This is a genomic window from Amycolatopsis minnesotensis (assembly GCF_039529815.1).
Classification (GTDB): Bacteria; Actinomycetota; Actinomycetes; order Mycobacteriales; family Pseudonocardiaceae; genus Amycolatopsis; species Amycolatopsis minnesotensis.
This window is the reverse complement of record NZ_BAAANN010000019.1, coordinates 1-19,329: the sequence shown is the minus strand read 5'-3', so window position 1 is coordinate 19,329 and position 19,329 is coordinate 1. Positions and strand designations below refer to the sequence as shown.

General features: G+C 69.0%; 22 protein-coding genes and 1 pseudogene. 11 read left to right on the top strand and 12 right to left on the bottom strand.

The window, feature by feature from the left end; genetic code table 11:
• Nucleotides 1–100: 100 nt before the first annotated feature.
• The 3 genes from ABD256_RS23445 to mug form a co-directional block, all read right to left on the bottom strand.
• The gene (locus ABD256_RS23445) at nt 101–1,945 is read right to left on the bottom strand and encodes an acyl-CoA dehydrogenase (RefSeq protein WP_344422648.1); all 1,845 of its coding nucleotides are present in this window, start codon (nt 1,943–1,945) and stop codon (nt 101–103) included.
• Between the two features lie 144 nt (nt 1,946–2,089).
• Complete coding sequence (locus ABD256_RS23440; protein ID WP_344422645.1) at nt 2,090–2,857, bottom strand: response regulator transcription factor; 768 nt, start codon at nt 2,855–2,857, stop codon at nt 2,090–2,092.
• A gap of 317 nt (nt 2,858–3,174) precedes the next feature.
• A complete protein-coding gene (gene mug, locus ABD256_RS23435; protein WP_344422642.1) occupies nt 3,175–3,729 on the bottom strand; it encodes a G/U mismatch-specific DNA glycosylase in 555 nt (184 codons plus the stop codon).
• 34 nt (nt 3,730–3,763) lie between these two features.
• Here mug and ABD256_RS23430 point away from each other — a divergent pair, with 34 nt between their 5' ends.
• Nucleotides 3,764–4,117 (top strand): VOC family protein, encoded by a 354-nt coding sequence (locus tag ABD256_RS23430; RefSeq protein WP_344422639.1) that lies wholly within the window; start codon nt 3,764–3,766, stop codon nt 4,115–4,117.
• 181 nt (nt 4,118–4,298) lie between these two features.
• Here the strand turns inward: ABD256_RS23430 and ABD256_RS23425 are convergent, their stop codons facing one another.
• Nucleotides 4,299–4,916, bottom strand: coding sequence for a hypothetical protein (locus ABD256_RS23425; RefSeq protein ID WP_344422636.1), 618 nt, complete (start codon nt 4,914–4,916; stop codon nt 4,299–4,301).
• A gap of 218 nt (nt 4,917–5,134) precedes the next feature.
• Between ABD256_RS23425 and ABD256_RS23420 the strand changes: the two genes are divergently transcribed.
• Complete coding sequence (locus tag ABD256_RS23420; RefSeq protein ID WP_344422633.1) at nt 5,135–5,311, top strand: hypothetical protein; 177 nt, start codon at nt 5,135–5,137, stop codon at nt 5,309–5,311.
• Here the strand turns inward: ABD256_RS23420 and ABD256_RS23415 are convergent.
• Nucleotides 5,252–6,004 carry a VanZ family protein gene (locus ABD256_RS23415; RefSeq protein WP_344422630.1) on the bottom strand — a complete coding sequence of 251 codons (753 nt, stop codon included), beginning with the start codon at nt 6,002–6,004 and terminating at the stop codon, nt 5,252–5,254. The genes ABD256_RS23420 and ABD256_RS23415 overlap by 60 nt on opposite strands.
• 146 nt (nt 6,005–6,150) lie before the next feature.
• Here ABD256_RS23415 and ABD256_RS23410 point away from each other — a divergent pair, with 146 nt between their 5' ends.
• The 6 genes from ABD256_RS23410 (at nt 6,151) to ABD256_RS23385 (ending at nt 10,367) form a co-directional block, all read left to right on the top strand.
• Entirely contained in the window at nt 6,151–6,630 is a 480-nt protein-coding gene (locus ABD256_RS23410) for a GNAT family N-acetyltransferase (RefSeq protein WP_344422627.1), read from the top strand.
• Nucleotides 6,623–7,102, top strand: coding sequence for a GNAT family N-acetyltransferase (locus tag ABD256_RS23405; RefSeq protein WP_344422624.1), 480 nt, complete (start codon nt 6,623–6,625; stop codon nt 7,100–7,102). The genes ABD256_RS23410 and ABD256_RS23405 overlap by 8 nt, the downstream gene beginning before the upstream one ends.
• 22 nt (nt 7,103–7,124) lie before the next feature.
• Nucleotides 7,125–7,940 (top strand): alpha/beta fold hydrolase, encoded by an 816-nt coding sequence (locus ABD256_RS23400; RefSeq protein WP_344422621.1) that lies wholly within the window; start codon nt 7,125–7,127, stop codon nt 7,938–7,940.
• Nucleotides 7,941–8,027: 87 nt separating this feature from the next.
• Nucleotides 8,028–9,719 (top strand): bifunctional metallophosphatase/5'-nucleotidase, encoded by a 1,692-nt coding sequence (locus ABD256_RS23395; RefSeq protein WP_344422618.1) that lies wholly within the window; start codon nt 8,028–8,030, stop codon nt 9,717–9,719.
• 54 nt (nt 9,720–9,773) lie between these two features.
• Nucleotides 9,774–10,115 (top strand): MmcQ/YjbR family DNA-binding protein, encoded by a 342-nt coding sequence (locus tag ABD256_RS23390; RefSeq protein ID WP_344422615.1) that lies wholly within the window; start codon nt 9,774–9,776, stop codon nt 10,113–10,115.
• A gap of 33 nt (nt 10,116–10,148) precedes the next feature.
• Entirely contained in the window at nt 10,149–10,367 is a 219-nt protein-coding gene (locus ABD256_RS23385) for a hypothetical protein (RefSeq protein ID WP_344422613.1), read from the top strand.
• Between the two features lie 53 nt (nt 10,368–10,420).
• On the opposite strand, the gene ABD256_RS23380 is transcribed toward ABD256_RS23385, so the two are convergent.
• The 3 genes from ABD256_RS23380 to ABD256_RS23370 form a co-directional block, all read right to left on the bottom strand.
• Nucleotides 10,421–12,769 (bottom strand): right-handed parallel beta-helix repeat-containing protein, encoded by a 2,349-nt coding sequence (locus ABD256_RS23380; RefSeq protein ID WP_344422610.1) that lies wholly within the window; start codon nt 12,767–12,769, stop codon nt 10,421–10,423.
• A gap of 279 nt (nt 12,770–13,048) precedes the next feature.
• On the bottom strand, nt 13,049–13,600 hold the full coding sequence (locus ABD256_RS23375; RefSeq protein WP_344422607.1) for a cupin domain-containing protein: 552 nt from the start codon (nt 13,598–13,600) through the stop codon (nt 13,049–13,051).
• A 152-nt stretch (nt 13,601–13,752) separates the two neighbouring features.
• On the bottom strand, nt 13,753–14,385 hold the full coding sequence (locus ABD256_RS23370; protein WP_344422604.1) for a TetR/AcrR family transcriptional regulator: 633 nt from the start codon (nt 14,383–14,385) through the stop codon (nt 13,753–13,755).
• Nucleotides 14,386–14,465: 80 nt separating this feature from the next.
• On the opposite strand from ABD256_RS23370, the gene ABD256_RS23365 reads away from it, so the two are divergent.
• Entirely contained in the window at nt 14,466–15,353 is an 888-nt protein-coding gene (locus tag ABD256_RS23365) for an AurF N-oxygenase family protein (RefSeq protein WP_344422601.1), read from the top strand.
• 14 nt (nt 15,354–15,367) lie between these two features.
• Nucleotides 15,368–15,646 (top strand): hypothetical protein, encoded by a 279-nt coding sequence (locus tag ABD256_RS23360; RefSeq protein WP_344422597.1) that lies wholly within the window; start codon nt 15,368–15,370, stop codon nt 15,644–15,646.
• 3 nt (nt 15,647–15,649) lie between these two features.
• Here ABD256_RS23360 and ABD256_RS23355 read toward each other — a convergent pair whose 3' ends face one another.
• The gene (locus tag ABD256_RS23355) at nt 15,650–15,997 is read right to left on the bottom strand and encodes a VOC family protein (protein WP_344422594.1); all 348 of its coding nucleotides are present in this window, start codon (nt 15,995–15,997) and stop codon (nt 15,650–15,652) included.
• Between the two features lie 296 nt (nt 15,998–16,293).
• Nucleotides 16,294–17,091 carry an inositol monophosphatase family protein gene (locus tag ABD256_RS23350; RefSeq protein ID WP_344422592.1) on the bottom strand — a complete coding sequence of 266 codons (798 nt, stop codon included), beginning with the start codon at nt 17,089–17,091 and terminating at the stop codon, nt 16,294–16,296.
• Between the two features lie 852 nt (nt 17,092–17,943).
• Here ABD256_RS23350 and ABD256_RS23345 point away from each other — a divergent pair.
• Nucleotides 17,944–18,687 carry a hypothetical protein gene (locus ABD256_RS23345; protein ID WP_344422590.1) on the top strand — a complete coding sequence of 248 codons (744 nt, stop codon included), beginning with the start codon at nt 17,944–17,946 and terminating at the stop codon, nt 18,685–18,687.
• 19 nt (nt 18,688–18,706) lie between these two features.
• On the opposite strand, the gene ABD256_RS23340 is transcribed toward ABD256_RS23345, so the two are convergent.
• Together ABD256_RS23340 and ABD256_RS23335 are read right to left on the bottom strand one after the other, a co-directional pair.
• Nucleotides 18,707–19,174: a helix-turn-helix domain-containing protein gene (locus ABD256_RS23340; RefSeq protein ID WP_344422588.1), complete on the bottom strand. Its 468-nt coding sequence runs from the start codon at nt 19,172–19,174 to the stop codon at nt 18,707–18,709.
• 53 nt (nt 19,175–19,227) lie between these two features.
• Nucleotides 19,228–19,329, bottom strand: a pseudogene (locus ABD256_RS23335) (IS481 family transposase); the annotation flags it as partial.

Genomic DNA, 19,329 nt, shown 5'->3' with positions numbered 1-19,329 from the left:
TGGCCGGAACCGGAGATCGCCAAACGCTGTTTCACCCCGGATTCACCCCGGACGTGAAAAATCCCCCGCGCGGTGGCCGCACGGGGGATTCTCCGCTGGGTCAGAAGGCCGCTTCGGACACGTCCATCAGGTCGTTGTCGGCCGCTTCGACGATCGCGCGGCGGGAGGTCAGCTCCGGCAGCACGGTCTTCGCGAAGAACGACGCGACGGCGATCTTGCCTTCGTAGAACGGCTTGTCCTTCGCCGACGGCGTGCCGTCGAGCTTCGCGATCGCGATCTCGGCCTGCTTGAGCAGCTGCCAGCCGACGAGCAGGTCGCCGACCGACATCAGCAGCCGGACGCTGTGCTGCCCGACCTTGTCGATGTTCCGCGGGTCCTCCTGCGACGCGGTCAGGTCGCCGATCATCGAGCCCAGCATGCCCTGGGTGTCCTCGAGCGCCTGCTTGAGCAGCGCGCGCTCGTTCTTGAGCCGCCCGTTGCCTGCCTCCGCCTCGATGAAGGCGCTGATCTCACCCGCCACGTGCGCGAGCGCCTGGCCCTTGTCGCGGACGATCTTCCGGAAGAAGAAGTCCAGCGACTGGATCGCCGTGGTGCCCTCGTACAGCGAGTCGATCTTCGCGTCGCGGATGTACTGCTCGATCGGGTAGTCCTGCAGGAACCCGGACCCGCCGAGCGTCTGCAGCGACTGCACGAGCTGCTCGGTGGCGCGCTCGGAGCCGACGCCCTTCACGACCGGCAGCAGCAGGTCGTTCACGGCCTCCGCGAGCTTGATCGACGCCTCGTCGCCCTCCTGGGTCCACACCTGGTCCTGGAACGACGCCGTGTACAGGTAGATCGCGCGCAGGCCCTCCGCGTACGCCTTCTGCAGCATCAGCGAACGGCGCACGTCCGGGTGGTGCGTGATGGTGACGCGCGGCGCGGTCTTGTTGAGCATGTTCGGCAGGTCGGCGCCCTGCACGCGCTCCTTGGCGTACTCGAGCGCGTTCAGGTAGCCGGTGGACAGCGTCGCGATGGCCTTGGTGCCGACCATCATCCGCGCGTACTCGATCACCTGGAACATCTGGGCGATGCCGTTGTGCACCTCGCCGAGCAGCCAGCCCTTCGCGGGCGTGCCGTGCTGGCCGAAGGTCAGCTCGCAGGTCGTCGAGGCCTTGATGCCCATCTTGTGCTCGACGTTGGTCACGAAGGCGCCGTTGCGCTCGCCGAGCTCGCCGGTGCTGGTGTCGAAGTGGAACTTCGGCACCAGGAACAGCGAAAGGCCCTTGGTGCCCGGCCTGGTCTCGATGCCGGGGCCCTCGGGACGGGCCAGCACCAGGTGCATGATGTTCTCGGTCAGGTCCTGGTCGGCGGAGGTGATGAACCGCTTCACGCCGTCGATGTGCCAGGAGCCGTCCTCCTGCTTGACCGCCTTGGTGCGCCCGGCGCCGACGTCGGAGCCCGCGTCCGGCTCGGTCAGCACCATGGTGGCGCCCCAGCCGCGGTCGATCATCAGCTGCGCCCAGCGCTGCTGCTCGTCGGTGCCGTTCTTGTCGACGATCATCGCGAAGTTCGGGCCGGCCAGGTACATGAACAGCGGCGGGTTGGCGCCGAGGATGAGCTCGGACGCGGCCCACTGGACCGTGGGGGGAAGGCCGAAGCCGCCGAGGTGGTTCGGCAGGCCGAGCCGCCACCACTCGCCGTCCCAGAGCGCCTGGTAGCTCTTCTTGAACGACTCGGGCAGCGTGGCCGAGAAGGTCTTGGGGTCGTACACCGGCGGGTTGCGGTCCGCGTCGGCGAACGAGTCGGCCAGCGGGCCGACGGCGAGGTTGTTCAGCTCCGAGAGCACGCCACGGGCGGTCTCCTCGTCGGACTCCTCCAGCACGCCCTTGCCGAGGCGGTCCTGGACGCCGAGCACCTCGAAGAGGTTGAACTCCAGGTCTCGGACGTTGCTCTTGTAGTGGCCCATGTCGTCGCTCCGTCTGTACTCGGGTTTCCGGCTGGGCACGCTTCCCTTACTGGCCGGTAACTTCAGGATATTACCTGTGAGTAACCGACGGCAAGGGAAACCACGCTTCTTCTGGGTGGATCGCCGCGATATCGGTGAGACCTATCACACTGTAGGGGTATCGGCGGTTCCGACGGCCTTCGTGAACTGCGTTTCCCTCGGCACGCCGACCGCGTCATCGGGCTGCGTGACGAGGATTCCACTCCGGAACGCCGTGGTCACCGCGTGCGTGCGATCACGCGCGGACAGTTTTCGCAGAATGCTCTTCACGTGCGTGCGGACGGTTTCCACGGACAGGTAGAGGATCTTCGCGATCGCGGAGTTCTCCAGTCCCTCCGCGACGAGCTGCAGCACCTGGTACTCGCGGCGGGACAGCGGCATCTGCGCCTTCGGGTTCGCGCCGTCCGGTGACTGCCGCTTCGGGCGCGCGATGAGGGCGGACAGCGCCGGGTCGATGTAGCGGCGGTCGGTGTAGGCCCGCCGGATGGCCTCGGCGAGCCGGCGCGCTTCGGCTTCGCGGGGGATGGCCGCGTGCGCGCCGGCGCCGATCGCGGCCGTGAGGTAGTGCGCGGTGCGGTTCGACTGGCGCACCAGCACGATGATCAGCAGCGCCGGGTCGCCCGCGGCGAGCAGTTTCGTCAGGTGGCACTGCGGGTCGAGCCCGGAGTCGATCAGCGCGACGTCGGGGCGCACCTGTTCGGCGAGCTGGAGCGCGCTGTGGTGCGACGCGGCGTGCCCGGCCCAGTGCAGGCCCTGCGTGCGGTGGACCAGCGCCGACAGCCCGTCGCGGAAGAGGGGCACGGGATCGATGGAGGCCACCCCGAGGCTTCTGCCGGGATGGTGCGGCCGGTTCGGCTCGATGCTGCGCGTCATGGGGCACTCCGTCTCAGCAAGTCACCCTGGCTGCCGTGTCGAGCTGTCGCTGCCTCCCCCGAAGCACCGCCCCCAAGACCTTTCACACGGCGAACCGGTCCCCCCTGTCAGGACCAGTCCAGGAATGACACCTTGTTGACTTTTCCGAGTCGCCGTGAGCGTCTTCGTGACGCGATATCCCCCTCACGGGGGTGGGCGCGGTCACCCATGCATCTCTCGGTGGGTGTTTCACCCGTTCGTGGGAAACCGTGCGCGCCGCCAGTATCTGTTACCGCGAGTCCGGATACTAAGGGTATGCCCCGGTTGTGAGGTCGCGGTCAGGGCAAGTTGCTGTTCAGGCGCGCGAACTCCGCGGCGAGCCCGGCCGGTGTCCAGTGCGCGTTGAGCCCGCTGGGGTTCGGCAGCACCCACACCGAGGCGCCACCGACGGTTTCCCGCTGCGGGCCGATCGTCGCCTTCGGACGTCCGAACGCGACCCGGTACGCGGTGATCCCCACGACCGCGAGCCACCCCGGCCGGTACTTCTCGACCTTGCGCGCGAGCGCTGCCCCGCCCGCGCGCAGTTCGTCGGCGGAGAGTTCGTCGGCGCGCGCGGTCGCCCTCGCCACCACGTTCGTGATCCCGATCCCGAGCGGCAGCAGTGCGTCCTGCTCGCTCGGGTCGAACCGGCGGGGTGTGAACCCGCCGCCGTGCAGCGCGGGCCAGAACCGGTTTCCCGGGCGGGCGAAGTGCAGGCCGACCGCGCCCGAGTACAGCCCGGGGTTGATCCCGCAGAACAGCACGCGCAGGCCGGGCGTGAGCACGTCGGGGATCGTGGTGCCGTGCGCGGCGGCGAGCTGGTCCTTGGTCGGCTTAGCCGCGCGGGTGGCCATGTGTGCAGTCTGCCCCGCCGGGTATCCCCGGCGCATGACGGCCAAGGTTCTCGCCATCGCGATCGACTGCCACGACGCGGAAGCGCTCGCGGGGTTCTGGTGCGGTGCGCTCGGGCAGGAGATCTCGACCCGCTTCGACGACGCCGAGGGCGTCACCTACGTGGAGACCTCCGGCGATCCCGTTCTCGTGTTCCAACCGGTTCCCGATGCGAAGGCGCTGAAGAACCGGCTCCACTTGGACCTTGCTCCCGTCGAAGGCGGCCAGTACGACGAAATCGACCGGCTCGTCGCGCTCGGTGCCGTGGTGATCGCGGACGAGCCCGAATTCCCGTGGGTCGTGCTCACCGACCCGGAAGGCAACGAATTCTGCGTCCTCCCGCCGCGCTGAGGCGCACTCCCGGAGCTGGAGTTCTCGGACACGGCCGTTTTCCCATGGCCACCGTGATGACCCTCGGCCTCGTAGAGGCCACACTCTCGTTTCGAGGTCTGTGTGCATGCAGAGCCCACTCCTAGACCTTCATGGAAGCACTCATGACCGAGGTCGCCATGAGGCACATCCCCTGGTGAGCTCAGCTTTCGAGCGGGGCGATCAGTAGCGGGATCCGGCGGAGTTCGTCCAGTGTCCTCGGCAGTCCGGCCAGCGCGCAGATCATGCGCATCGGGAGACCGTCGTCGTACTCGATGTCGAAACTTCCGGCGGCGTCGAGCGCGGCACGGATTTCGGCGGGGGGCTCTTCCAGGAGATCGCTTCGTTCGAACGGCTTGTCCGACACGTCGACCAGGATCTCGCCACCGGTCGCGTAGGTGAACCCGGTGTTGCCGGTGATCGAAACGTGACTCGTCGCGGCCGCGGATCCCTTGCCGGACAACACTTTCGCCGCCTCCGGGGGCGGCCGTTCAGCGAGGTGCGACAGCCACCCGGTCACGCCGAAGTCGTCGTAGACGAAGGTCCAGTCACCGGCGCGCCCGGCGATGAGCACGGCGGACGGGTTCAGCGGCCGCACGGCGGCCCTGGCGAGTTCAGCCGGTTGGTCCGGCAGCTCGCACGGTCGGATGTCCGTCCGGTCCACGCCGAGCAGCTCCAGCGCCTCGGCCGGTTCGAGGTCGCGGACGGCGTGCACCACGTGGTTGTGGTCGTCTCCGGTCGCGAGCGCGCTGATCCAGTGCGGGTTCCCCAGCTCGTCCACTGCGTCCGGGGTGAAGTACTGCGGGGAAATGGCGGCCTCCGTGAGCTCGTGGTGGCCGGATTGTCGTCACCCGGCGGCGCCGCTGGTGTCACCTCGGGCCGATGGGGTGGCGAACCGTGGTCGAACGGGCAACCAGGCCGGGGGTGGTCAAAGTCGCCACGACCTGCGTACCCTGTGTGATCTGCCTTACAAGACGACGAGGTCGGAGGAGGCGCCGCGTGGAACTGGCGATCATCGTCGGCATCGTCCTGCTGGTCTTCGCCGCCGCGACCGCGACCGTGCTGCTCGAAGACCGCAGGGCGCAGCGCCGCGAGGCACTGCGCCGCAAGGCCCGGTTAGCGCGAATGGGAGAAGTCGACCCGCTGGCGCCGGGCAGGCTGCGCGTAGACGGCTGACCTCGCGGGCACCGGGAACGGTGTCGTGCGCAGCGCGTCGAGAGACGGGCGGGCCGGGAGCCGCACGGGCATGGTCACCGGGGTCTCGACCTTCGCCACCACCGCCTTGGCGATCCCCGCACGCAGGATCGCGAACAGCGCCGCCGCCGTCCAGCCGAGCGTCGCGCCCGCCGTGTTGGTCATCAGGTCGTCCACGTCGAAGATCCGGTACTGGAACGGCGCGGTGCCGAAGTTCGCGGTCAGCTGCGTGATCTCGATCAGCAGCGACGCGCCGAAGCCGAGCAGCGTGGCGCCGGTGAACCCGCGCCGCCACCACAGCTTCGCGAAGATCCCGAGCGGCACGAACAGCAGCACGTTCATCGCGGCCTGCTGGAAGGTCTGCGTGGTGAACCAGTCCGCCGTGCTCAGCCCGTACTTGTGCAGTTCCGTGCCGATGTCGGCCACCCACTGGAACGGCTGGAGCTGAATGGTCTGCTCCAGCGGCTTCGTGCCGGGCCCCGGCAGCGGCAGCATGACGACCGCGACGGCGAGGCAGGAGTACAGCGTGACGGCACCGGTTCTGACAACGCGGCCGAGGTCGACCCGCCCGTGCTTGGCACGCTGGACGAGCAGCTGCGGGAGTCCGATCGTGGCCCACACGGCGACGAACGCGAGCAACCCGTATCCGATGGCGGTGACCTGCGCTGTTGTCATGCTTCGAAGCTAGGAGTCCGGCGGCGCGCGCACTTCGGTCGAAGGGCTGGCGGTGCGGTCCGCCGCGTCGGCCATTCGGCCGATGCCACCGCTGCCGATCGGTAATTCGGATGCGCCCCGCACCGCCCCGTGTGACGCTGGCGATCATGGTCCACCTGCGAAGGCTCGCCGAAGCCGATTGGCGCACCCTGCGCGAGGTCCGGCTGGCCACGCTGGCCGACGCACCGTCGGCGTTCGGGTCGACCTACGCCGACGAAGCCGCATTCGGCGAGGCCGACTGGCGCGGGCGCCTCACGCAACGCACCTACTTCCTCGCGACCGACGGGCCCGGCGGCGAACCCCTCGGCGTCGCGGCGGGCAAACGGGGCGACGGCGAGTGGACCTTGCACTCGATGTGGGTCGCCCCGGCCGCGCGAGGACGCGGGGTGGCGGCGAAGTTGATCAAGGCGGTGACCGAAGAGGCCGTCGCGCACGGGGCGCCGAAGCTCGTCCTGCAGGTCGCCGAAGCAAACATGGGCGCCCGCCGCGTCTACGAGCGGCACGGATTCGTCGCGACCGGCGAGTGGGAGACCATCCCGGGCATGCGCCGCGAACGGATGGTCCTGTCGCTGCCTGCCCGTGGTTGACCTGCGGGAAGTGGCCGAAGACGACTGGGAGCGGCTGCGGGAGGTCCGGCTGACCGCGCTCGGCGAAGCGCCCGAGGCGTTCAGCTCCTCCTACGCGCGGGAAGTCGACTTCACCGAGGCCGACTGGCGGGCGCGCCTGCGTACCGGGCCGTGGTTCTTGGCCCTCGACAACGCTCGCGCGGTCGGCATCGCGTCCGGGCTGCCTCGCCCGGACGAGTGGCTTCTGGCGGCGATGTGGGTGGCCCCGGCGGCACGCGGGCGCGGGGTCGGCGCGGCGCTGGTGGACGCGGTCGCGGCGGCCGCGGCAGAGCACGGGTTTCCGGTGCTCGCCCTGCAGGTCCAGGAGGACAACACCGCCGCGCGGCGCCTCTACGAGCGGCTTGGTTTCACGGCCACGGGCGAGTGGGAGGCGACGGGCAGGGGGCGGCGCGAGCGCATGATCCGGATAACGCCAGTATCTACCGCTGGGTAGTTTTGCGGGTTACCCTCCGGCCATGGACACCGTCGTCTATGACCGGCTCGGTCGCGGGGAACCGCTCGTGCTCATCCACGGCGTCGGCCACCGGCGCCAGGCCTGGGCGCCCGTGCTGCCGCTGCTCGCCGGACACCGTGACGTGATCGCCGTCGACCTGCCCGGTTTCGGGGAGTCGCCGCCGGGCGAAGGCGGCTACAGCGTCGACGCGGCGATCGACGTGTTCGGCCGCCTCTTCGCCGATCTCGGGATCGACCGGCCGCACGTCGCGGGGAACTCGCTCGGCGGGCTGCTGTCGCTCGCGCTCGGGAAGGCGGGCCTGGTCCGCAGCGTCACCGCGCTGTCCCCGGCCGGGCTGTGGACGCCGCGCCAGCAGCGGTACGCGCTCGCGATGCTGCGCGCGCACCGCGCGATCGCGGAGCGGATGCCGGAGGACCGCGTGCGGCGGCTCGCCGCGACCCCGGCTGGCCGGAGCGTGCTCACCGGGTTCATCGTGGCGAAACCGGCGCGCCAGTCCCCCGAGTCCGTCATCGACGACGCGCACGCGTTCGGCCACGCGCCCGGTTTCGCGCCGACGCTCGCCGAGGCCAAGGGCGGGTTCCGGTTCCTCGGGCCGGTCACCGGCCCGCCGGTGACCATCGCGTGGGGCGAGCGCGACCGCATCCTCGCCAGGCCGAAGGCGGCGGACCTCCGCCGGGTCGCACCGGACGCGCACCTGCTGGTCCTGCGCGGCTGCGGGCACGTGCCGATGAGCGACGCCCCCGAACTCGTCGCGAAGGTGCTGCTCGAAGGCAGCGCGCCGGTGGCGGATGACGTTTACCTATCTTCCACCTCCTGACCCTGGTCAAACGCCATCGCGAGCGGGCAAGATCCTCCGCCGGGCGCGCCGTTGGGGGAATCGTGGCGCGCGAAGCGGAGGGAAAAGATGACCTCGTCCATTCGTGCCGTGCTGCGCTCGTGCGCGGTCGCCACGGCCGTGCTCGCCACCGTCGCGCTCGCGGCGGTGCCCGCGGCCGCGAGCCCCGCCACCGATGTCCGGCTGATCGCCTTCAACGACCTGCACGGCAACCTCGAACCGCCGTCCGGTTCCTCGGGGCGGGTGACCCGGTCCGACGGGTCGACCGTCGACGCGGGCGGCGCCGCCTACCTCGCGACGCACGTCAAGCAGTTGCGGGAGCAGGTCCGCAACTCGGTGCTGCTGTCCGCGGGGGACAACATCGGCGCCTCGCCGGTGCTCTCCGCGCTCTTCCACGACGAGCCCACCATCGACTTCCTCAACCAGCTCGGCGTGCGGGCCTCCGTCGTCGGCAACCACGAATTCGACGAGGGATACGCCGAGCTGCAGCGAATGCAGTTCGGTGGCTGCCACCCGAAGGACGGCTGCCAGTTCCGGAAGTCCTTCCCCGGTGCGAAGTTCCCGTTCCTCGGGGCCAACGTGTCCTTCACCAGCGGGGTGCCCGCGCTGCTTCCGTTCAGCGTCCAGTTCTCCGGCGGCGTGCCGATCGGCGTCATCGGCGCGACGCTCAAGGACCTGCCGACGGTGGTCACGCCCGAGGCGATCAAGGGCCTCGAGTTCGGCGACGAGGTGCGGGCGATCAACCGCACCGCCGACCTGCTCGACCTGTTCGGGGTGAAGGCGCAGGTCGTCCTGCTGCACCAGGGTGACAACACCGAAGGCGGCGGGCCGGACGACTGCAAGGTCGCGCCGGGGCCCGCGTCGCAGATCGCCGCGAAGGTGACGCCGAAGGTCGACGCGGTCTTCACCGGGCACAGCCACCAGCAGTACGACTGCACGGTCAAGGACCCCGCAGGCAACCCGCGCACGATGATCCAGGGCGCCTCGTTCGGCAGGCTGCTTTCCGTGCTGGACCTCAAGATCGACCTGCGCACGCGCGACGTGGTGCGCGCGCGATCCAAGGCGCGCAACGAGATCGTCACCCGTGACGTGGCGCCGGACCCCGCGGTGCAGAAGCTCATCGACGAGGCGAAGGCGAAGGCCGCGCCGATCGCGAACAAGCAGGTCGGCACGATCACCGCGGATCTGCTCAAGAGCGGCCCCGCCTCCGGGGAGACCCCGCTCGGGGACGTCATCGCCGACGCGCAGCTCGAAGCGACCGAGTCGAACAACGCGCGGATCGCGATCACCAACCCCGGCGGGATCAGGGCGGACCTGACCTACGCCTCGTCGCCGAACGGCGAGGGCGACGGCGTGGTGACCTACGGCGAGGCGTTCACCGTGCAGCCGTTCGCGAACATCATGCAGACGATCACGCTCACCGGCGCGAACCTGAAGAACGTGCTGGAGCAGCAGTGGGGTCCGGGCGGGGCGAAGGTGCTGCAGATCTCGAAGACGCTGAAGTACACCTACTCCGCCTCCGCGCCTGCCGGGTCGAAGGTTTCGGGCATCACCGTCGACGGCAAGCCGGTGGATCCTGGCGGCAGCTACCGCGTGTCGGTGAACAACTTCCTCGCCGCGGGCGGCGACGGGTTCACCGAGTTCACCAAGGGCACCGGCCTCGCCGGCGGCCCGGTCGACCTGGACGCGCTGATCGCCTACCTCGGCGCGCACCCCGCGATCGCGCCGCCGCCGGCCGGCCGGATCACGGTCGTCCCCTGATCGGGTTCCCGTTTCGCCAAGACGGCCATGGCCCCGGTGGAGAACACTGGGGCCATGCCGACTTGGGACGAAGTAGTGGCGATGGCGAAGAAGCTGCCCGGTGTCGAGGAATCGACGTCGTACCGGACGCCGTCGCTGAAAGCAGGGGGCAAGGTCCTCGCGCGCCTGCGCACCGAAGCCGAGGGCGGGCTGGCGCTCGTGTGCGCGATGGAGGAGAAGGAGGCCCTGCTCGCGTCGGGCGATCCGGCCTTCTTCACCACCTCGCACTACGACGGTTACGGCTACATCCTCGTCGACCTCGGCCAGGTCGACGAGGATCAGCTACGGGAGATGATCGAGGAAGCGTGGCGGCTCAGGGCCCCCGCCAAGCTGCGCAAGGAGCTCGACGCCCGGTAGCCTGGTGCGCTCAGTCGAGCAGGGGGTGTGCTTGTGGCGTTCGACCGCGCGCTGATGTGGCGGCGCTGGTGGTGGCTGGTCCTCGCCGGCGGGCTGGTGATGCTCGTCTACGGGCTGGTCGGCCTCATCCGCGGTGATTTGTCGACACTGCAGACGATCGCCTACGTGGGCTTCATGATCGCCGGTTTCCTGATCGTGGTGAGCGTCTACTTCGGATACCGCTCCTACGTCGCCGAGCACGACGAGGGCTGACCGAGCCGGTTCCTTAGGCGTCCCCGAAGGACGCCTTCAGGGCATGGACGGGGCTAGGCCCCGCCCGGTCGCGGGATGTCCTCGGCCAGCAGCAGCATCAGCTGGTCGACCGACGGATCGTCCGATTCGGACAGTCGCTCGGCCTGGTTTTCGATCATGGCTTCGAACAGGCTGCGCGCGTCGCGGGCGTTGCGGGGTTCGCCGTCGTGCTCGTGCCGGGCGAAGTGGTCCGCCAGCAGGGCCGGTACGTCCGCGTCGAACCGGTAGTGGTCCTTCGCGGCCGTCACCTCGATGATCCGGACCAGTTCTTCGGTGCTGTAGGCGGGAAACTCGATCACCCGCGAGAACCGGGAGCGCAGTCCGGGGTTCGCTTCGAGGAAGGTTTCCATCTCGCCGGTGTAGCCCGCGACGATGACCACCACCTCGTCGCGGTGGTCCTCCATCAGCTTCACCAGCTCGTCGATCGCCTCCTGGCCGAAATCGGAGTTCACGCCGAACTTCCTGGCCAGCGTGTACGCCTCGTCGATGAACAGCACGCCACCCTTGGCGCTTTCGAAGACCTCGCGGGTCTTCTGCGCGGTGGACCCGAGGAACTGGCCGACGAGGTGGCTGCGCGCGACCTCGCGCACGGTGCCGGTGGCGAGCACGCCGAGCGATTCGAGGATCTGGCCGTAGAGCCTGGCGACCGTGGTCTTGCCGGTACCTGGCGGCCCGGAGAACACGAGGTGCCTGCTCAGCGGCGGCATCGGCAACCCGGCCGCCTGGCGCTGCTGCGCGAGTTTGATCATGTTGACCTGGGTGCGGACCTGCTTCTTCACCGGGGCCAGCCCGATCAGCCGGTCCAGCTCGGTGAGCGGGTCACCCGCGGCGCCCGGCGCGGGTTCGCCAGGCGGCACAGTGTCCTTTGTGGACTCTTCGGTGGCCGTGCCGCTGTCGAACGCGCAGTCCACGAAGCGTTCGATGCAGGTCTCCTCAAGGCTCAGGTCGACCGCGTTGCCGGTGAAGGTGCACTCCGTGCAGTCGACTCGCGCGGACTCCTTCCCGAGCACCCCGGCGGCGCCGCTGCCGCTGACGGTGAGCCGGGTGGCGAGGAACGCGGTGTTGCCGAGCAGCACGACGCCGCCGGTGCCCGCGCCGGTGACCTCGCAGTCGGTCACGGTCAGCCTGCCGGTGCCGTTGCCCGCCATGCCGACCGCGAGCGCGCCGTCGACGACCCCGCGCTCGACCGTCACGCGCGCGTTGCCCGCCACCGTGATCCCGCACAGCCTCGCCCCGGTGATCCGCACGTCACGGAGTTCGCCCGTGGTCTCGCTTTCCTCCGCCTCGAAGCCGATGTCGCAGCGTTCGACCCTGATCCGCTCGAACCGCCCCGCCGACCGTTCCTTCAGCCGGAGCGCGATGGTCTGGTCGAGCACGTCGAGCCCGGTGAACCGGCCGCGGCCGCCGAACAGCGCCAGCCCGACGTTGCCGTCGCCGATCCGCAGGTTCTCCACCGTCGGCGCGCCGTTGCCGGTGACGAAGAAGCCCACGTTGCCGGTGCCCGTGATCGAACAGCCGGTGAACCGGCCGAGCCCGCGGTCCCGGACGATGACGCCCGCGTCGCGGCAGCCGGCGATCGCGCAGCCGGTGACCGTCGGCGACCCGCCGCTGGCCACGACGATGCCGTCCTCGGCACCGGTCACCGTGGTGCCGCTGATCGTGCCGGTGGACTGCTCGGCCACCCCGATCCCGACCGTGTGCACGTCGTGCACCACGCAGTCCACAATGGACACCGTGGCGTGCGCGTCGGCGGCGATGGCGTCCCTGCCGGTACCGGTGAGGTCGCAGTTCTCGATGCTGGCCGCCGCCCCGCTCACCCTGATCCCGTGCAGCGACGCGTTGGCGATCGTGCACCCGCTGACCCGCGCGCTGCCGCCTTCGATGACGGCGATGGCGTTGTCACGCGCGTCGGTGAACGAGGAGCCGGTGATCGTGCCGGAGGCGCCCTGGCACACCACGCGTCCCGCGTACACCTCGCAGCCCTGCAGCACGAGGTTCGTCCCCTGCCGCGCGTCGACACCGACGCCGCCCTGCCCCAGCACCCGGCACGTGGTGAGCGTGACGGACCCGCTGCCGCAGAACACCGCGGTGCCGCCCCTGGTCACGAGCGTCAGGCCGGTGAGGCGGACATCGCCCGCGCAGTCGGCCGTGACCACCTCTCCGGAGGTGGCGACCTCCACGGTGCCGGGCCCCTGCGCCGCGACGATCTCGACGTCGCCGCGGACGAACAGCGACCCGGTGTAGACGCCGGGCTCGACGACCACGCGCACCTGCCCGCGGCGGGTGGCCGCCACCTCGAGCGCGGCGCCGATCGTGCCGAACGCGCGCCGGGCCGTCGGTGATACGTGCAGGGTGCTCGGCACCGGTCTGTCCCCCGATCTCCCAGGATGGGGTCAGATCGTAGCCGGGCGCGCGCTCCCGCCGGCCCGAGTTCCGCGGCTACACCAGCGCGGGCTCGTCGAACAGCCACAGCCAGGTGTGGTCGTCCGCCGTCAGCGTGCCTTCGTCCTCATCCGGGACCCGGACGCTATCCGTGGCTTCTCGGCTCATGTGTCCCCCTTTGCTTCGACGAGTCGATCGTCTCAGCGGGGTACGACAGTTTCGGTGCCCTTTCGGGTGCGTTCAGGGGCGGCCGCGGCGGCTCAGGCGAACGTCTTCGCGGGTTGCCTGCCGGGGAACTGCGCGGTCACCGCGCGTTCCCAGGCCTCGCGCAGCTCGGTCACCGTCACCGCGGTGTCCCGCTGCAGGTCCGCCCATCCGTCCTGCAGCTCGGCCGCGCGCCGCTCGACCAGCCACTGCAGGTCGGGGCGGGTCCGCACGTCGTCGTTGAACGCGGGGTCCGTCCGGAATTCGACGCCGAGCACCGGTTCGGTGGTGCTGAGGTTGACCGCGGCGTGCGGCACGCCGGCGCCGATCCAGCACGCCGTTCCCGGCCGGTGGAAGTGGGGGCGCAGGTCCTCCCCGCTGAGGCTCGCCGCGTGCCCGGAAACGATGTACACGACGATGTCGGAGTTCTCGTGGGTGTGGGAGCGGGAGAAATGGCCGGGGTCCACGTTGACGACGCCGAGCGAGAAGCCGATTCCCGGGATCACGCCGTCGTGGATGAGGCGCGTGAGCTTCTGCGCCTGCGCACCGAGTTCGGACTTCGAGTCGTCGTAGTTGACGACCACGGGTTCGGGCAGTTCTTGGGGCATGGCAACCCTTTTCAAGTTTCACCGAGTGCAAACGATCTTGTGGTGAAGCCTAGGGCGAGACCGAGCGGACGACGGGAAAGCCAGGGTAAAGAAAGGGAAAGTTCTTCTCCCTTCGCGCACTTGCCGGGCCCTGCCGGGTAACCCGAGGTGAATCAGGGGCGAAGGGTGTGCACGATCGGCGTGAAGTAGAGGTCCGCCAGGCGTTGCTGGCCTTCGGCGGAATCGACCGGGAGGACCGTGTCCGGGGTGAGGACGAGCGAGAGCACCGTGCGCGCGAGCAGTTCGGCGGCGGCCTCGATGTCCTCGTCGGGCAGGGTGAGCTGACCGGCCGCGATCTCGGCGCGCATCAGCCCGGCGATCCAGTTCCTGGCGGCGCCGAGGAACGGGCCCGCCTTGACGGTCAGGTGCGGCAGGATGAACTCGGGCTCGGTGCGCAGCAGGCGGTTCAGCAAGCGGTGGTTGCGCAGGAAGGTCACGCAGAACTTCAGGCCCTCGACGAGCTTGGCCTCCGGGGTCGGCTGCGCGGCGATCACCGCGTCGGCCTTGGTGAGGAAGCGGCGCAGCTCGCGCATGATCAGCGCGTTGAGCAACTGGTCCTTCTTCGGGAAGTACCGGTAGATGGTCACCCGCGAGAGCCCGACCCGGCGCGCGACGTCGTCGACGGTGAACCGCCGCAACCCGAAGTCCTCCGCCTGCGCCAGTGCGGCGCCGAGGATGCGGTCGCTGTTTTCGTCGCCGGGCGTGGCGGACGACAGTGCTCGTTGGAGTAGGTCGTCCTTGCGCATCATCGAAGCATACGTGCTTTACAGCTTGACTAAAGTTGTTACATGCGTTTTCCTGTGTGACAACCGCCTCAGGAGGTGCCATGCCGAAGATCGGTGACCGGGAGACGACCGCGGAGCGCTTGCTGCGCTCCAGCGCGAAGCTCTCCTACGACCCCGAAGTCGACGTCGACTGGGACGCGCCGCTCGCCGAGGGCAAGCTGTTCATCCCGGAACGCACGGTGTCGCTCTACGGCACGCGGATCTGGGCGCGGATGTCGCACGAGCAGCGCGTCGAACTGTCCAAACAGGAACTGGTGAACACGGTCAGCGTGGGGATCTGGTTCGAGATCATCCTGATGCAGCTGCTGCTGCGGATGTCCTACCGCAAGGACCCGACCACGCGGCACGTCCAGTACGCGCTCACCGAAACCGCGGACGAATGCCGCCATTCCACCATGTTCGCGATGTTGATCGAGCGCGTCGGCGAACGCCCGTACCGCAACCATCCGCTGCTGCAGGGGCCCGCGCACGCGCTGCCGCTGATCCTGCGCGGCGCGCCGATGTGGGTGGCGACGCTGATCGGGGAAGAGATCTTCGACGCGATCCAGCGCGACCACCTGCACGACGAGTCCATCCAGCCGCTCGTGCGCGCCGTGATGCGGATCCACGTGACCGAGGAAGCGCGCCACGTCCGCTACGCGCGGGAAGACCTGGTCCGCCGGCTGCAGCGGGCGAACCGGGTGGAGAAGGAGTTCAGCAGGCACGTCGTCGCGATCGGGGCGCTGCTCCTGTCCACCCTGCTGACCAGGCGTGAAGCGTACGCGCGAGCGGGCCTGCCGCCGCGCGAGGCGGCGAAGGCCGCGCGGAACAACCCGCATCGGCGCGAGGTGCTGACCGAGGCCGCCGGGCGGCTCGTGCGGTTCCTGCGGGAAGCGGATCTGATCGGCGGCCCCAGCGTCGCGATCTGGCGCCGGGCCGGAATGCTGTGAAAGGAGCGAACGCCGTGCCGACACTCACCGGGTTGGCGGAGGAGTACCTGCGCGACCACGTCGCCAGGCACAGCGGCAGGCTGGCCGGCCGGCTGGACAACGCCGCCGAGTGGGCCGCCGGCCGCACCGACGACCTGGCCCAGCAGGCGGCGTGCTTCACCGCCCGCTTTTCGGACCAGGCCGCGGTCCGGATCGGCGACTACGCGGTTTCGTTGGCCGAAAGCCTTGGTGCCAGGCTCATCCGCCTCGGCGACCGCTTCGCCTCACCGGAGGTCGACGACCGTCCACAGTAGATTTCAGAGTTCGGTCGCGCGCTCGTGGCGCGGTTCATACATGCCGACCTCGCCGCCGCCCGGCAACCGGAACCGGGTCAGCCGCCCCCACCGCGCGTCGGTGACCGGGTGCGTGAACTCGACCCCCTTGGCGGTCAGCTCGGCCACCGCCGCTTCGACGTCGTCGCACATGAAGTAGAACTCGTGCTGCGGCTCCTCCGCCGGGTGCACCGCGATCTCGGCCGGTGGCAGCTTGAAGATCAGCCAGCCGTGACCCGCGTCGACGTGCGGGTAGTGCAGCACGTCGCGGAAGAAGGCCCGGTCGGCTTCCGCGTCGCGGCTGTGGATGATGACGTGCGCGCCGGAGAACATGACCGAAGCCTAGGTGTTCGAGGACCGGTTCTGGTTGGTACTGAGGTCTGACCTTCTGCCGCACGGACGGCCTTGTCGGCGTTCTTCCCACCCCAGATGATCGCCGGACCGGCGTCCAGCTCGGTCAGTCGCGCGGTGTGCCTGGCGCTGTCCGGTGGGTTTCGTTCGCTGCTCGGCCAGCCGCACGCCGACTGGCCGGGCGGCGACACCCGGAGCGAAAACGCGGGCGCGATCTCGAAGACGTGCTGCGTGCGATGGTCCGGAGGACGGGTTCCGGCTGGACGCCGCGGGCTGGTTCAGCCGAGCCCGGTGCGCTCGCGGAAGTCCGGCAGGCCGACGAGTTCCGCCCCGCCCGCAACGGTTTCCGCCGAGCCGAAGGTGTGCGCCGCGCCCGTCCGGTCGATCACCGTGCCGCCCGCCTCGCGCACCAGCACGACCCCGGGCGCGGTGTCCCACGGCTTGTTGCCGAGCACGATGCAGCCGTCGGTGCGGCCCTCGGCGACGAACGCGAGATCCAGCGCGGCCGAGCCGAACATGCGCACGCGCTCCACGTTGTCGGCGAGCGAACGCAGGATCCCGAACCGCAGTTCGTTCTTCGCGGCGGACGCCGAGCCGATCCCGAAGTCGCCGAGCGAGAAGATCGCGCGCTTCAGATCGGTGTTGTCGCGGACCCGGATCGGCTCGCCGTCGCAGAACGCGCCGAGCCCCTTCGCCGCGTGGTAGCGCTTGCCGAGGAACGGCGCCGCGATCACCCCGAGCACCGGCTCACCCCGGTGCACGAGCGCGAGCTGGCACGCGCACAGCGGCAGCCCGTGCGCGAAGTTGGACGTGCCGTCGATCGGATCGAGCACCCACACGTACTCGGCGGACTCGTCGAGCGTGCCGCCGCCCTCCTCCTCGCCGAGGAAGTCGATGTCCGGCGTGGCGCCCTCCAGGTAGGCCCGGATCTCCTTCTGCACCCGCACGTCCAGATCCGTGACGAAGTCGCGATCGCCCTTCTCGTGCACCTCACCGCGCTCGGCCGTGGTCATGAGCCGGTCGCCGATCCCCACCGCACTCCGCGCGATCTCCAGCAGCTCGGACAGCTCTCGCACGCGGCGACCTCCTGATCAGGGAAAAGGGTTGGCGCCCACAGTATGGTCGACCCGCCTGAACCGCCGAAGACCATCAGGTGACGACGATCTTCACGACCTGATCGGGGCGTGCCCGTCGGCCCGCTGGGCCGACGGCACAAGCCATTCAAGCGACCTCGCGAAGTGCTCGTTGTAGCCTGCCGAAGCTGTTCGAAATCCTGGATGGCCGGTTGACGAGGACTTGCGGGGCGACAACGCTTCGGCGGATGCCGCGCTGGCGGATAGCCGCCTACCGCAATGGAGGAAAGACGCTTACCGCGCGAACCGGTCGCGCACGGTTGCATGGCTTACCCCGCCGAGTAGTGGCCGCGACTCGGTGACGGGCTGGCCGACGCCGTTCGGTCAAGGAACGTGAGGCGGACATCGGCAGACCTACGACAGCAAAAACAAGGGTGTGCTTTCCAAGACGGAAAGCACACCCTCGTGAAGTGCGGAAAATGCTATGGAGCGGATGACGGGAATCGAACCCGCGTATTCAGCTTGGGAATTAGGTTGATCATGCGGGAATGTGGCTCTGAGCTGGGATTATTTGGGACTGTGAGGCCCGTAGGAGCCCGCTGTTGGCCCCTGCTACTGGCCCGTGGATGGCCCAAGGACGGGGGGTTGTGGGTGGGGGCAGCTGCGACGTCGAATCGATGGTTCGGCGTCGCAGCGCCTAACGGTTCGTCTCGGGTTGCGGTGTGACGACTGGCACGGTGTCGTCGTCGAGCCTGATCGGGTGACGTTCGTCGAAGGGGTCTGTCGGGCGGCTGGTTGGTGTCTGTGTTGGGCGTACGGTGCGCCCCGTTGCTGCCGCTGTTTGTTGAGGGAGTCATGGCCAAGCTGTCTGATGAGGAGAAGGCACGGCGTGCGATGCAGCGGCGTCGTCGTGATGCGTTGCGTGCTGAGCAGGATGCTGTGCGTTTCGAGGAGCGGCACCGTGAGTGGGCGGTGAATGGTATGCGCTTGAGTCTCGAGGAGGTCGAGGCTGGTGTCGCGTGCCGTGGGTGCGGTTTGGCGATCAGTGATGGGTTGGGTGACTGGGGGCCGCTGCTGGGGATGAGTGCCGAGGAACGTGCGGAGTATGAGGCGGCGGACGTGGAGTATCGGCGTCGACACGGTGGCTGTGATGCGCACCGGTGGGGCGTGCAGGGGTCGCGGGTGACGCACTGTGGCTACTGCTGTCCTCCGTTGCCGATGACCGACCGTCATCGCCAGGAAGTCGTGGCGTTTCTTCGACGTCTGTCGCCGCCCCGCCCGGAGGATCTGGACACGTGGCGGTTGACGTTCACGTGCGGTCATGTCGTGGAGAGAACACAGCATCGGTCGCATTGCTCATGGACGGGCAGCACCGCTACATGCGTTGAGTGTGATCGGACTCGGGGTGTCGTCATGACGGAGAAGCTGCCGGCCAGTGAGGTGCGGTGGCGTGCTGAGCAGGGACGGTTGTCGAGGGAGTTGGAGAAGGCGGTGCAGGATCGTGACCGTGCGCAGAAGAAGGTTGATGCTGCGGTCCGCCGGGTGGCGAAGCTTCACCGTGAACTGGATGGGCTGTCTGCACCAGGTGCTGTCGAGTGATGAGGCGGTACGGCTCGGGCTATCGCGCCCGGTGGTAGCCCTTATGGGTGTTGTGTTCGATGAATTCGACGAGGTGTTCGCGGGAGACGTATTTGCGGGTGCCGAGTAGTACGTGGTCGAGGTCGCCGTGGTTGATCATTTGGTAGAGCGTTGAGTAGCTGAGGCCGAGGGCTTTGGCGGCGTCTTTGAGGCTGAGTAGCAGTGGTCCTTGTGTTGAGAGGGGTGCGGGCTGGATGGCGGTGGTTTGTTCGGCTTCGACGACATCGAGTTCGGTGCCGGTGGTTTTCCAGGAGCCGAAGTAGCCGTAGGGGCGGTCGAACTCGGCTTGCACTTTGGTGGCGGCGTCTTCCTCGCTGGAGGCACGGATGAGGCGTTCGGCGACCTGGACGCGGGTGACGACGACTTTGTAGCGCATGTAGGTCTCCTGGATGATGCGGGCGGTTTTCTTCGGTGCTGTCGTCTTGGGGCGGCGGGTGATGCGTCGCATCGCGCGTGCTGTGGTGTCGGGTGCGGGGTGGTCCTGGCGGCGCTGTCCGCGGGCTAGGTGTATTGCCCTGTGAGGTTGGGGACGCGGCTGGCGGGTGGTTTGCCGGTGAGTGCGGTGTGGCCGCGGTGGTGATTGTAGGTGTGTAGCCAGTCCGG